Source organism: Streptomyces sp. 3211.6, assembly GCF_003634815.1.
GTDB lineage: Bacteria > Actinomycetota > Actinomycetes > Streptomycetales > Streptomycetaceae > Streptomyces > Streptomyces katrae_A.
In genome coordinates this window covers 5830409-5843178 of sequence record NZ_RBXC01000001.1, presented here as the reverse complement: position 1 = coordinate 5843178, position 12770 = coordinate 5830409, and the positions used below count along the sequence as shown (strand labels likewise).

General features: G+C 75.2%; 12 protein-coding genes. 4 read left to right on the top strand and 8 right to left on the bottom strand.

Translation table 11 applies throughout. The features are described from left to right. Positions 1-55: 55 nt before the first annotated feature. The 4 genes from BX286_RS27065 to miaA all read right to left on the bottom strand — a co-directional run bounded on the left by BX286_RS27065 (position 56) and on the right by miaA (position 4841). Positions 56-2122: a bifunctional (p)ppGpp synthetase/guanosine-3',5'-bis(diphosphate) 3'-pyrophosphohydrolase gene (locus BX286_RS27065; RefSeq protein WP_121016528.1), complete on the bottom strand. Its 2067-nt coding sequence runs from the start codon at positions 2120-2122 to the stop codon at positions 56-58. Between the two features lie 140 nt (positions 2123-2262). After that, the gene (gene dapF / locus BX286_RS27060) at positions 2263-3138 is read right to left on the bottom strand and encodes a diaminopimelate epimerase (protein WP_100862732.1); all 876 of its coding nucleotides are present in this window, start codon (positions 3136-3138) and stop codon (positions 2263-2265) included. Positions 3139-3223: 85 nt separating this feature from the next. Beyond that, positions 3224-3790: a hypothetical protein gene (locus tag BX286_RS27055; RefSeq protein WP_121016526.1), complete on the bottom strand. Its 567-nt coding sequence runs from the start codon at positions 3788-3790 to the stop codon at positions 3224-3226. Between the two features lie 112 nt (positions 3791-3902). Then, positions 3903-4841, bottom strand: a complete 939-nt coding sequence (gene miaA / locus BX286_RS27050) for a tRNA (adenosine(37)-N6)-dimethylallyltransferase MiaA (protein WP_079430112.1) — start codon at positions 4839-4841, stop codon at positions 3903-3905. 217 nt (positions 4842-5058) lie between these two features. Between miaA and BX286_RS27045 the strand changes: the two genes are divergently transcribed. Both BX286_RS27045 and BX286_RS27040 read left to right on the top strand, forming a co-directional pair. Continuing rightward, on the top strand, positions 5059-5253 hold the full coding sequence (locus tag BX286_RS27045; protein ID WP_398898811.1) for a gliding motility protein: 195 nt from the start codon (positions 5059-5061) through the stop codon (positions 5251-5253). 48 nt (positions 5254-5301) lie between these two features. Further along, positions 5302-5547, top strand: coding sequence for an antitoxin (locus tag BX286_RS27040; protein ID WP_079430111.1), 246 nt, complete (start codon positions 5302-5304; stop codon positions 5545-5547). A gap of 86 nt (positions 5548-5633) precedes the next feature. Here the strand turns inward: BX286_RS27040 and BX286_RS27035 are convergent, their stop codons facing one another. Together BX286_RS27035 and miaB are read right to left on the bottom strand one after the other, a co-directional pair. Then, a complete protein-coding gene (locus BX286_RS27035) occupies positions 5634-6341 on the bottom strand; it encodes a class III extradiol dioxygenase subunit B-like domain-containing protein (RefSeq protein ID WP_121016524.1) in 708 nt (235 codons plus the stop codon). A gap of 135 nt (positions 6342-6476) precedes the next feature. Next, a complete protein-coding gene (gene miaB, locus BX286_RS27030; protein WP_079430109.1) occupies positions 6477-7997 on the bottom strand; it encodes a tRNA (N6-isopentenyl adenosine(37)-C2)-methylthiotransferase MiaB in 1521 nt (506 codons plus the stop codon). A gap of 89 nt (positions 7998-8086) precedes the next feature. Between miaB and BX286_RS27025 the strand changes: the two genes are divergently transcribed. Together BX286_RS27025 and BX286_RS27020 are read left to right on the top strand one after the other, a co-directional pair. Next, entirely contained in the window at positions 8087-9013 is a 927-nt protein-coding gene (locus BX286_RS27025) for a LysR family transcriptional regulator (RefSeq protein WP_121016522.1), read from the top strand. 272 nt (positions 9014-9285) lie between these two features. Beyond that, a complete protein-coding gene (locus BX286_RS27020; protein WP_079430107.1) occupies positions 9286-10281 on the top strand; it encodes a TAXI family TRAP transporter solute-binding subunit in 996 nt (331 codons plus the stop codon). An 11-nt stretch (positions 10282-10292) separates the two neighbouring features. Here BX286_RS27020 and BX286_RS27015 read toward each other — a convergent pair whose 3' ends face one another. Together BX286_RS27015 and BX286_RS27010 are read right to left on the bottom strand one after the other, a co-directional pair. After that, entirely contained in the window at positions 10293-11270 is a 978-nt protein-coding gene (locus tag BX286_RS27015; RefSeq protein WP_398898902.1) for an ROK family protein, read from the bottom strand. 63 nt (positions 11271-11333) lie between these two features. Next, positions 11334-12662 carry a LacI family DNA-binding transcriptional regulator gene (locus tag BX286_RS27010; RefSeq protein ID WP_121016520.1) on the bottom strand — a complete coding sequence of 443 codons (1329 nt, stop codon included), beginning with the start codon at positions 12660-12662 and terminating at the stop codon, positions 11334-11336. Positions 12663-12770: the final 108 nt, after the last annotated feature.

Here is a 12770-nt window from a genome sequence, read left to right as displayed (position 1 = left end):
CTCCCCCGGCGGCCCCCCGGCCCCCGCTTCCCCCCAGCCCCGGGCCCCGGCCCCCTCAGGCCCGGCTGACGTCGTACACGCCCGGCACGTCCCGCATGGCCCGCATCAGCCCGGGCAGCACGGAGGCGTCGGGCAGCTGCAGGGTGTAGCTGTGCCGGACCCGCTGCTCCACGGGCGGCTCGACGGTGGCGGAGACCACCTCGACCCCCTGGCGGGCGATGGCCTCGGTCAGATCGGCCAGCAGGTGCGGGCGGCCGAACGATTCGGCGAGCAGCGTGACGCGGCAGTCGGCGGTGGCCCGCCAGTGCACGGCGACGGAGGTGCGGCCCAGGGACCGCATCTGGGCGACGGCCGGGCAGTGCACCCGGTGGACGGTGACGGCGCCGCCCCGTACGACGAACCCGGCGACCGCGTCCGGCGGGACGGGGGTGCAGCAGCCGGCGAGGCGGACGTGCGCGTCGGGGAGGTCGGCGACGGCGTTGCCCCCGCCCCCGCGCAGCCCGGGCACCGAGAGCGGTGCGCGGGGGGCCGCGGCGGCGGGTACGGCCCCCTCGGGGTGGGCCTGGAGCCAGCTGCTGATGGCGATGCGGGCGGCCGGGGTCTTCGCGTGCTCCAGCCAGTCGGCGGCGGGCCCGGAGGAGGCGTCCTGGGCGAGCAGCAACTGGACGGTGTCCCCGTCGGAGAGCGGGGCGGAGAGGGAGGTGAGGCGCCCGTTGACGCGGGCGCCGATACAGCCGTGGGCCGCTTCGCCGTACTGGGCGTAGGCGGCGTCGATACAGCCGGCCCCGGCGGGCAGGGCCAGGGTGCCTCCGTCGGCGCGGTAGACCGTGATCTCGCGGTCCTGGGCGAGTTCGGCGCGCAGTCCGGTCCAGAAGGTGTCGGGGTCGGGCGCGGACTGCTGCCAGTCGAGGAGCCGGGAGAGCCAGCCGGGCCGGGTGGGGTCGACTCCTTCGCAGTCGGAGCCCTCGCCCGTCGCGTACGGGTTGCCGAGGGCGACCACGCCGGCTTCGGCGACGCGGTGCATCTGCCGGGTGCGGACGATGACTTCGGCGACGTAGCCCTCGGGGACGGCGACGGCGGTGTGCAGCGACTGGTAGAGGTTGAACTTCGGGACGGCGATGAAGTCCTTGAACTCCGAGACGACCGGGGTGAAACAGGTGTGGAGTTCGCCGAGGACGGCGTAGCAGTCGGCGTTCTCGCCGACGAGGACGAGGATGCGGCCGAAGTCCGGGCCGCGCAGTTCGCCGCGGGTGCGGGAGATGCGGTGGACGGAGACGAAGTGCCGGGGGCGGACGAGCACCTCGGCGTTGATGCCCGCCTCGCGCAGGACGGTGCGTACGGACTCGGCGATGGCGGGGAGGGGGTCGTCCGCGCCGCAGTGGGCGGCGATGAGCGCGCGGGTGCGCTCGTACTCCTCGGGGTGCAGGATCGCGAAGACGAGGTCTTCCAGCTCGGTCTTCAGGGCCTGGACGCCGAGGCGTTCGGCGAGCGGGATGAGGACGTCGCGGGTGACCTTGGCGATGCGGGCCTGTTTCTCGGGGCGCATCACGCCGAGGGTGCGCATGTTGTGCAGCCGGTCGGCGAGTTTGATGGACATGACGCGGACGTCGTTGCCGGTGGCGACGAGCATCTTGCGGAAGGTCTCGGGTTCGGCGGCGGCGCCGTAGTCGATCTTCTCGACCTTGGTGACCCCGTCGACGATGAAGGCGACCTCGTCGCCGAACTCGGCGCGCACCTGATCGAGGGTCACCTCGGTGTCCTCGACGGTGTCGTGCAGCAGGGAGGCCGTCAGTGTGGTGGTCTCGGCGCCGAGTTCGGCCAGGATGAGGGTGACGGCGAGCGGGTGCGTGATGTACGGCTCGCCGCTCTTGCGCATCTGGCCGCGGTGCGAGGACTCCGCGAGGAGGTACGCGCGGCGCAGGATGGAGAGGTCCGCATCCGGGTGGTGGGCGCGGTGCGCTTCTGCTACGTGTCCGATGGCGTCCGGGAGGCGGTCCCGGGACGCGGGCCCGAGCAGGGCGGCTCGGCCCAGGCGGCGCAGATCGAGCCGGGTACGGCCACGTCTGCGCAGCTCAGGGCGCACTTCTGCATGTGCTTCGGGGTTCGTGGCCTCTGCACTCATGGGCACCTCCGGCTGCTTCGACCGGCGGTGGCGGGCATGGGGTGAGCCCTCAGGGCCGGTGCCTGATGTTACCGACCCCACCACGTGGCGCAGTCCGCCTCTCGCTCAGCGTGAAACGGATCACCCAAGAGAGGGAATCTTCAGGCGAAGGCAGTTTCCCTGAGCCAGTCCGCTTCGAACTCGCCGGCGGCCACGATGACGGCCGGACCGGTCATGTCGATGCGACCGTCGGGGTGTTCGGTGATGACGAGGGTACCGCCGGGCAGGTCGACGGTGTACGAGACGGGCTCACCGGTGACGGCGGGGTCGGCTCCGTCGCGCCGGATGGCGGCCACGGCGACGGCGCAGGCGCCGGTCCCGCAGGAGCGGGTCTCGCCGGAGCCGCGCTCGTGGACGCGCATGGCGACGTGCCGCGGGCCGCGGTCGACGACGAACTCGACATTGACCCCGGTGGGGTAGGCGGAGGCCGGGCTGAAGGGCGGGGGGCTGTACAGGTCGCCGGCGTGGTCGAGGCTTTCAACGAACGCCACCGCGTGCGGGTTCCCCATGTTCACGTTGCGCGCGGGCCAGGAGCGCTCGCCGACGGAGACGGTGACCTCGCCCTCGGGGAGCCGGGCGCGGCCCATGGAGACGGTGACGTCGCCGGTCTTGGCGAGGTGGACCTGCTTGACCCCGCCGCGGGTGGCCACCGCGAAGTCGCCGGGCTCGACGTGGCCGGCGTGGTGGAGGTAGCGGGCGAAGACGCGCACGCCGTTGCCGCACATCTCGGCGACGGAGCCGTCGCTGTTGCGGTAGTCCATGAACCACTCGGCCTCGTCGGCCAGGTGCGCGGCCTCGGGGTGGGCGGCGGAGCGCACCACATGCAGCACACCGTCCGCCCCGATGCCGGCCCGGCGGTCGCACAGGGCTGCGACGGCGGTGGGCGGCAGGTCGACGGCGTTGTCCGGGTCGGGGACGATCACGAAGTCGTTCTCGGTCCCGTGGCCCTTGAGGAAGGGGAGGGTGGTGTGCGTCACGAGCCCATGGTACCGAGCGGGGCACGGCCCCGGCTGGTGGGCCCGGCATCCGGTCAGGCCGCCGTCAGCACGGTGTCGGCGCTGGTCAGCGCAGGCGCGCCACCCGGTAGACGGCCAGTGCGACGACGGCCAGCGCGACCAGCGCGTACAGCCCGGCGATCCGCCAGTCGGGGCGGCGGCCGCTGCCCCGGGGCGGGAGCCCCGGCCAGGAGTAGCCGACGCGGCGCGCGGCCATCATGCCCCAGCCGCCCGCGCAGGAGCTGATGAGGAAGCCGAGCATGGCGACGACCGCTCCGCCGTCGCCGAACTCGAAGGCGAGGGGGAAGGCGAACATCAGGGAGCCGGCGGCGGCCAGCATCACGATGGGGGCGATCTGCCAGATGCGCAGCCGGCGCTGGGGGCGCAGCTCGACCTCGACGGCGGGGGCGTCGGCGGTCTCGCTGCCGGGCTCGGGCGCTTCGGGGCCGTCGGTGGTCAGCCGGGCGGGGTCGGCGGGCAGGCCGAGTCCGTCGGGGCCGTCCGGGCCGCCGGGGGCTCCCGGCGCGCCGGGGCCCGCGGGCTCGCCGGTCACCGCCGGGAGGGCGGACAGGGGTACGTCCGTTCCCCGCTCGGTGTCGTCCCGCCCGGTGTCTCGCCGAGGGCCGGCCTCCATAGCCACGCGCCCTCCCCACTTCGGACTCCGCACGCCACTGTTCAGAAGTTTGATGATGGCACGGTCGGGGGCCTGCGACGGGCGCACGGAGCTTCCCGATGCCATCACGTGATCAGGCTGTGACCGCTCGTTCGACCAACGACTGCGCGAGTCCGGGGAGTTCCCCGCGGTCGGCGGCTGCTCCGCTGAGCCAGTGGACGCGGGGGTCGCGGCGGAACCAGGAGTCCTGGCGGCGGGCGAAGCGCTTGGTGGCCCGTACGGTCTCCGCCCTGGCCTCGTCCTCGGTGCACTCGCCGGCGAGGGCGGCCAGCACCTGCTGGTAGCCCAGGGCGCGGGAGGCGGTGATGCCCTCGCGCAGGCCCTGCGCCTCCAGGGCGCGGACCTCGTCGACCAGTCCGGCCTCCCACATGCGGTCGACGCGCGTCGCGATGCGCTCGTCGAGCTCGGGGCGGGCCACGTCGACGCCGATCTGGACGGTGTCGTAGACGGACTCGTGGCCGGGGAGGTTGGCGGTGAAGGGCTTGCCGGTGATCTCGATCACTTCGAGGGCCCGGACGATGCGGCGGGAGTTGCTGGGCAGGATCGCGGCGGCCGCGGCCGGGTCGGCGGCGGCGAGGCGGGCGTGCAGGGCGCCGGGGCCGCGCAGGGTGGCCTCCTCCTCCAGCCGGGCGCGGACCTCGGGGTCGGTGCCGGGGAACTCCATGGCGTCGAGGGCGCCGCGGACGTAGAGCCCGGATCCGCCGACGAGGACCGGGGTGCGGCCCTGGGCGAGGAGCTTGTCGATCTCGGCGCGGGCGAGGCGCTGGTACTCGGCGACGCTGGCGGTCTCGGTGACGTCCCAGATGTCGAGGAGGTGGTGGGGAACGCCGCCGCGCTCGTCCATCGTCAGCTTGGCGGTGCCGATGTCCATCCCCCGGTAGAGCTGCATGGAGTCGGCGTTGACGACCTCCCCGTCGAAGTGGCGGGCCAGGGCGACGCCCAGGTCGGACTTTCCGGCCGCGGTGGGACCGACGACGGCGATGACCCGCGGGGCGGGGGCTGCATTCCTCACCGGAACAGTCTCGCAAACCCCGCGGCATGTACCCGATCGGGTGAGGTGACGGGGTGTGGCCGGGGTCGTTGCCCTGAAGAGGTTCCGGCCCGGCGTGCGCCTGGCGCACATCCGGTGGAGGCCGGTCCGGCCACAGCGGAACTTCACCCGCACGAGTAACGTTATGGGAGTAGACATGGGCGTTTTTGACCGGATTTTTCGCCGTAAGGACGAGGCAGTGACCGAGGAGGTCGCGGCCGAGGCCGCCGCGGCGGAGACGCCGGCCGCGGCGACCGAGCCGGCCGACGGTGCCGGGGAGGACGAGGCGGCTGCGGCCGGGGCTCCCGCGGCGGAGGCCGCCGTGGAGATTCCCAAGCAGCAGTCGGCGGAGGTGGCCGCGGACAGCGAGGCCGGCGAGGGCGCCCGTACGTAGCCACCGCTCCCCCGGGCTCGGTCCGGGGGGACCCCAGGAAGGTGACCCATGGGCCTGCTCGACAATCTGAAGGCCAAGCTCGCTCCGGCCAAGGAGAAGGTCGGCGATCTCGCGCAGAAGCACGAGGGCAGGATCGGCGAGGGCCTGGACAAGGTCGCCAAGGTCGTGGACTCCAAGACCCATGGCAAGTACAGCGACCGGATCACGACCGGTACGGACAAGGCGAAGGACGCCCTGGGCAAGGTCGCGCACAAGGACGCCCCTGGCGGGCCGACGCCGCCGGCGGCTTCCTGAGGCGGGCCGCCCCGAGGGGCGCCGACAGGATCAAGGGGCGTGGGACCGAGGGTCCCGCGCCCCTTCGCCGTACGGTGCGCCCCCGGTCAGGACCAGGCGGCCACGAAGTAGCCGACCCCGTAGGGGGCGTCCTCGTACAGCAGCCGTCCGCCCAGGCCCGCGCCCTCGGCGGCGCCTGCGAGCACCTGCCACGGCGCCCGCCCGGCCGCCTGGAGCTCGGCGGCGAGCACGGGGTCCAGCGCGGCCAGCGCGTCGGTGTCGGCGGAGCCCAGGGCCCGGCCTGCGGCGGCGTCGAAGGCGGCGGCGCGGTCGTCGAGGTAGCCCGGGGCCTTGAGCGTGCGGCAGGCGCTGCCGTCGCCCATGACCAGCAGCGCGACCCGCTCGTCGGCCGCGGCGAGCTCCCGGCCCGTCTCCAGGCAGCGCGCTGCCTCCAGCGAGGCGGCGACCCCGATCCCCTCGACGGGGGCGGCGCCCCAGCGCGCGCGGCCCAGCAGCCAGGCGCCGACGGCCAGGGAGGCCGGCAGCAGGCGCGGCCCCTCCTCGCCCTCGCCGAGCCGGACCTCGATGTCGGCGCCGAAGCCGTGGAAGGAGCCGCGGGAGCCCTGCGGATACGGCCCCTGGTGGTCGGCGTCGCAGGAGCCGACCACGACCAGCACGTCGGGCCGGGAGGCGGCCAGCACGGCGAGCGCGTCGGAGCAGGCGGTACGGGCGTCGTCGAGTTCGGCGGCGGCGCCCGCGGCGACCTCCGGCACGAGGAGCGGCGGGGCGGGGCAGACGGCGGCGGCTACGAGCATGATCCGCAGCCTAGGCGCTGTCCCGCCGATCGGGCCAGAGGTCCCGGCGCGGCGCCCCGCGGGGCGCCGCGCCGGTGCCGGTAAGGCGCACGGGTGGGGCCCCAGGGGTCCCGCGGGTCCCGGGTGGGTCCCGGGTCAGTCGATCGCGCAGCCCGTGGTGGCCGCCGGCAGCGGGGCCGGGACGCCGAGGGTCGGGATGCCGAGCATGACGCCCTGGGGCTGGGCCGGGGCCGCGTTGCGCTTCTCCCAGGCGTCGCCGGCGCGGGTGCGGCGCACGGCGGTGACCGCGCCCTCGGCCAGCAGGTGGTGCGGGGCCGCGTAGGTGATCTCCACGGTCACCACGTCGCCGGGGCGGACCTCCTCGTCCGGCTTGGTGAAGTGGACCAGGCGGTTGTCGGGGGCACGGCCCGACAGGCGGGCGGTGGCGCCGTCCTTGCGGCCCTCGCCCTCGGCGACCATGACCTCCAGGGTGCGGCCGACCTGCTTCTTGTTCTCCTCCCAGGAGATCTCCTCCTGGAGGGCGACCAGGCGCATGTAGCGGTCCTGGACGACCTCCTTGGGGATCTGCCCCTCCATCTCGGCGGCCGGGGTGCCGGGGCGCTTGGAGTACTGGAAGGTGAAGGCGCTGGCGAAGCGGGCCTCGCGGACCACGTGCATGGTCTGCTGGAAGTCCTCCTCCGTCTCGCCGGGGAAGCCCACGATGATGTCGGTGGAGATCGCGGCGTGCGGGATGGCGGCACGGACCTTCTCGATGATCCCGAGGAATCGCTCCTGCCGGTAGGACCGGCGCATCGCCCGCAGGACCGGGTCGGAGCCGGACTGGAGCGGCATGTGCAGCTGGGGCATCACGTTCGGGGTCTCGGCCATGGCGGCGATGACGTCGTCGGTGAAGTCCTTCGGGTGCGGGGAGGTGAAGCGGACCCGCTCCAGGCCCTCGATCTGCCCGCAGGCGCGCAGCAGCTTGCTGAAGGCCTCGCGGTCGCCGAGGTCACTGCCGTAGGCGTTGACGTTCTGGCCGAGCAGGGTGATCTCCGAGACGCCCTCGGCGACCAGCGCCTCCACCTCGGCGAGGATGTCGCCGGGACGGCGGTCCTCCTCCTTGCCGCGCAGCGCCGGGACGATGCAGAAGGTGCAGGTGTTGTTGCAGCCGACGGAGATGGACACCCAGGCGGCGTACGCGGACTCGCGGCGGGTCGGCAGGGTGGAGGGGAAGGCCTCCAGCGACTCGGCGATCTCGATCTGGGCCTCCTCCTGGACGCGGGCGCGCTCCAGGAGGACGGGCAGCTTGCCGATGTTGTGCGTGCCGAAGACCACGTCGACCCAGGGGGCCTTCTTGACGATGGTGTCGCGGTCCTTCTGGGCGAGGCAGCCGCCGACGGCGATCTGCATGCCGGGGCGCTTGGTCTTCATCGGGGCGAGCCGGCCGAGGTTGCCGTAGAGCTTGTTGTCGGCGTTCTCGCGCACCGCGCAGGTGTTGAAGACGACCACGTCGGCGTCCCCGTCGGAGCCCTCGGGGGCCCGGACGTAGCCGGCGTCCTCCAGCAGACCGGAGAGTCGCTCGGAGTCGTGCACGTTCATCTGGCACCCGTAGGTGCGCACCTCGTAAGTTCCCTTGGGGTCCACCACTGCCGGGCTCCGGTCGCTGCTGCTGGTCATGGAACAAGGGTAGGCGGTGCCGGGGAGCCCCCCGTCCCCCGTACGGGAGGCCGGGAGCGGGGCGGCCCCGCGCTCTAGCATCACCGGTCATGGAACTTGCTCAGCTGAGGTACTTCGTGGCGGTCGTGGAGGAGGGCGGCTTCACCCGGGCCGCGGGACGGCTGCACGTGTCCCAGCCGGGGGTGAGCGCGCAGGTCGGGCAGCTGGAGCGGGAGCTGGGGCAGCGGCTGCTGGACCGGTCGGGGCGGCGGGTGACGCCGACGGAGGCGGGCGAGGCGGTACTGGTCCACGCGCGGGCGGCGCTGGCGGCGGTGGAGGGGGTCCGGCGGACGGCCGACGAGTTCTCCGGGCTGCTGCGGGGCCGGGTGGCGCTGGGGCTCATACCGGGGGCGGCCGGGGCGGCGATGGACTCGTTGGACCTGGTGGCGCTGCTCGGCGACTTCCACGACGCGTACCCGCGGGTGGAGATGTCGCTGACCGAGGACACCTCGGAGCGGATGCTGGGCGCGCTGCGGGAGGGGCGGCTGGACCTTGCGGTGGTCGGGCTGGCCGGGGAGCCGCCGCAGGGGATCACCGCGCGGCTCCTGCTCGACGAGCCGCTGGTGGCGGCGGTACGGGCCGGTGACCCCCTCGTCGGGGAGGCCGTGGACGGAACGATTCCGCTGGCCGCGCTGCGGGGGCGGCCGCTGATCGGCCTGCCGCGCGGGACGGGGATGCGCGGGGTGCTGGAGCGGGCCTGTGCGGAGGCGGGATTCACGCCCCGGGTGGACTTCGAGGCGGCCGCGCCCGCGGTACTGGCCCGGCTGGCGAAGCGGGGGCTGGGTGTGGCGGTGATCCCGGACGGGGCGCACGCGCAGGCGGGCCCTGGGGTGCGGGTGCTGCGGATCACGGAGCCGGAGCTGAGCGGCCGGGTGGCGCTGGCCTGGCGCACCGACGGCCCGTCCGGCCCGGCGGCCCGCGCCCTGCTGACCCGCCTCCGGACGGCCCTGCCCCCGGAACCGGCCCCTCGCGGGTAGCCCCGACGCCCACCGACTCCGCCGGCCCCGGCGCCTCGGAGGCGGGGGCCGAGAGCCCGGCCCCGGGAGCGGACCCGGGCCAGGGGGCCCCGGCGCCTCGGAGGCGGGGGCCGGGCGGCCTGGTCGGGGTGCGATGGGGCGGGGCGGGGCCGGGCGGCCTGGTCGGGGTGCGGTGGGGCGGGGCGGGGCCGGGCGCCCTGGGCGGGGGTGCGGTGGGGCGGGGTGGGGGCGCGTCGTGACAGGACGGTGGGGCGGGTGGGAGGATCGCGGGCATGCCCCTCGTACCACCCCGTGTCAGCGCGCGCCGCCTCCTCGTGGGGCTGGTTGCCGTGCTGGCCGTGCTCGGGGTGCTGCTGTGGTGGCTGCGCCCCTTCGGGGAGCCCGCGCTCACCGGGAAGCTCACCTTCAGCACGGGTGTCCGCACCGGCGTCTACCACCGCTACGGGCAGCTGCTGGAGCAGGCGCTCGCGCAGGACATGCCCGGGGTCAAGGTGCGGCTGGAGACCAGTGAGGGCTCGCAGCAGAACCTCCAGCGGGTGGCGTCCGGCGAGGCGGACTTCACCATCGCGACGGCCGACGCGGTCGGCCAGTACCGGGCCGACGGCAAGCCGGGCGCGGAGCAGCTGCGCGGCTGCGCCCGGCTGTACGACGACTACGTCCAGCTGGTGGTGCCCGCCGGGTCGCCGGTGCAGTCGGCCCGCGACCTGCGGGGAAAGCGTGTCGCGGTCGGGCAGGACGGCTCCGGGGTCCGGCTGATCGCGGACCGGCTGCTGCGGGCGGCCAAGCTGGACCCGCTCCACGACATCACCCCCGTAGCGATCGGCATCGACACCATGCCGGCGGAACTGCAGGCAGGGCGGATCGACGCCTTCTTCTGGTCGGGCGGCCTGCCGACGAACGCGGTGCGCGAGCTGTCGGAGCGTTTCGACATCCGGCTCGTCCAGCTGGGCGACCTCGTGGAGCAGCTCCAGGCGAGCGGCAGCCCGGCGCGGTACTACCGCGCGGCGGTGATGCCGCAGGACGCGTACGCGCGGGCCCGCAACACCTCTTCGGTGGCCACGCTGGCCGTCCCGAACCTGCTGGTCACCAAGGAGGGCACGAACGCCCGGCTGACGGAGCAGTTCACCCAGACGGTGATCCAGAGCCGGGACCGGATCGGGCACGAGGTGCACGCGGCGCAGCTGGTGGACCTGCGGACGGCGATCTACACCGACCCGCTGGACCTCCACGAGGGGGCGCGGCGGTACTACCGCTCCGTCAAGCCGTAGCCCCCGCCCCGTCAGCCGGCCGGCGCCAGCATCCTCGCGGCGGCCGCCGCCCCGATGAGCCCGGCGTCGGTGCCGAGGGCGGCGGGGACGACCCGGAGGTCCGCGACGAAGGACAGGGTGGCGTACGAGGCCAGGTGGCGCCGGACCGGCCCGAAGAGGGTGTCCCCGCTGGCGGCGACCCCGCCGCCGATCACCGCGATGTCGGTCTCGACCAGGGTGGCGGTGGCCGCGATGGCGGCGGCCAGGGCGCGCCCGGCGCGGTCGAAGGCGGCCAGTGCGACCGGGTCGCCCGCCGCGGCGGAGGCGGCCACGCCCGCAGCCGTCGGGTCGGGGCCGGTCCAGCCCTGGTCGAGGGCCCAGCGGGCGATGGCGGTGCCGGAGGCGAGGGATTCGACGCAGCCGCGCCCGCCGCAGACGCACGGCTCGCCGTCGAACGCGACGCTGATGTGGCCGATGTGGCCGGCGTTGCCGGTGGGTCCGGCGTGGAGCTGGTTGTCGAGGATCAGCCCGCCCCCGACCCCGGTGGAGACCACCATGCACAGGGCGTTCGCATGCCCCCGGGCGGCGCCGAGCCAGTGCTCCGCCGCCGTCATGGCCACCCCGTCGCCGGCCAGGACGACCGGGATCCGGGCCCCGCGGGCGCCCAGTTCGGCGGCGACCCGCTCCTGGACGGGGAAACCGCGCCAGGCCTCGATGTTGACCGGGCTGACGGTGCCCCGCGAGGTGTCGACCGGGCCCGCGCTGCCGATGCCGCAGCGGACGGCCCGCTCCCACAGCGGGTCCGCGGACAGGTCCGCGACCACCTCGGTGACCGCCGCCATGACCGCCTCCGGGTCCGTCCCGCGCGGGGTCGGGCGGCGGGTGGCCGCGGTCATCGTGCCGTCGGGGTGGACCAGCGCCCCGGCGATCTTCGTCCCCCCGATGTCGACGGCCACGGTCGGACCGGTGGCTTCGGCCGCGGCGGACGCCGCCGCGGCCGCGCGCGGCAGGGGGAAGGCTGAGGTGGGGGTGGTCACGGGGGCGCTCCTGAACTCCTGGAGAGGGGCCGGATTTCAGTATGCGGCCGGGGGCGGGGCGGTACTCCCGCGGGGTTCCAGCCGGGGCAGCTCGCTCTCGCGGACCCGGGGCGGGCCGCCGGCCAGGACGTGGAGCAGTTCCTCGGCGGCGAGCCGGCCGAATCCGGCGGTGTCGCGGACCAGGGCGGTCAGCGGGGGGTGGGTGACCCGGCAGAGGGCCGAGTCGTCCCAGGCGACGATGGAGAGCCGGCCGGGCACGGGGATGCCCAGTCCGGCGGCGACCGCGCTGCCCGCCACCGCCATCACGTCGTTGTCGTAGACCAGTGCGGTCGGCGGCTCCGGCTCCGCGAGGACCCGTCGGGTGGCGGCGGCGCCCTCGGTGTCGGAGTAGTCCGTGGGCACCGAGCGCACCCGGCCGGGCGGCAGCCCGAGCCGGTCGGCCTCGGCGCGCAGCGCGGCCACCCGGCGGGCGGTGTGGGCGAGTCCGGGCAGGCCGGCGATGTGGACGATGCGGCGGTGGCCGAGGGCGTGGAGGTGCTCCAGGACCTCGGTCATGGCCCGCGCGTCGTCGGCCCGCACGGCCGAGAGCCCGGCAGCCCCGCCGCCCGTCCCTGCGCCCGCCCACGCCCACGCCCCGCCGTCCGGCGGGGGTACGGCGGACCCGGCGGACCCAGCGCTCACGGCAGCCCCGACAGGCCCCGACCCGGCGGCCCCAGACCCCGACCCGGCGGCCCGGGACCCGGCGGACCTGGCGGACCCAGACCCGACAGACGCGGACCCGGCAGCCCTGGCGGACCCCGCAGCCCCGGCCGCCGCGCCGGGCAGTGCCGCGGTCGACGGGGGCGGGGTCCCGGGGCCCCCGGCGCCCTCCGGGTCCCAGGCGTCCGGAGGCGTTCCAGCGCCGCCCCCTATCACGACCGCCGGGAGCCCCAGCCCGGTCAGGAGGGCGGGCCGCGGGTCGCGGGTGCGGGGGTCGACGACGAGGACCCCGTCCACCCGCCGCTCGGCCCACCACCGCCGGTAGACCGCGCACTCGGCCTCGACGTCCTCCACCACCTGGAAGAGCAGGGCGGTCCCGGCGGCCGACAGCACCTCCTGGATGCCGGACACGAGCCGCAGGAAGAAGGACTCGGCGCCGAGGGTGTGCGCGGGACGGGCCAGGACCAGCCCGACGGCGCCGGAGCGTTCGCCGGACAGGGCCCGGGCGGCGCTGTTGGGCTGCCAGCCGAGCTCCTGTGCGACCCCGCGGATCCGGGCGCGGGTGTCCTCGGAGACGCCCGGCTTGCCGTTCAGCGCGAAGGAGACGGCGCTCTCCGACACCCCGGCCTGGCGGGCGATGTCCTTGATGGTGGGTCTGCGGGCCATGGCCGTGCCTGCCTCATCCCTCGGTGACGTGGTCGACGTGGACTCGTTGGCCGGACCGTACGCGATCCGGCCCCGGTGGTCCGCACCGGCGGCCGCTCCCCGCGGCCT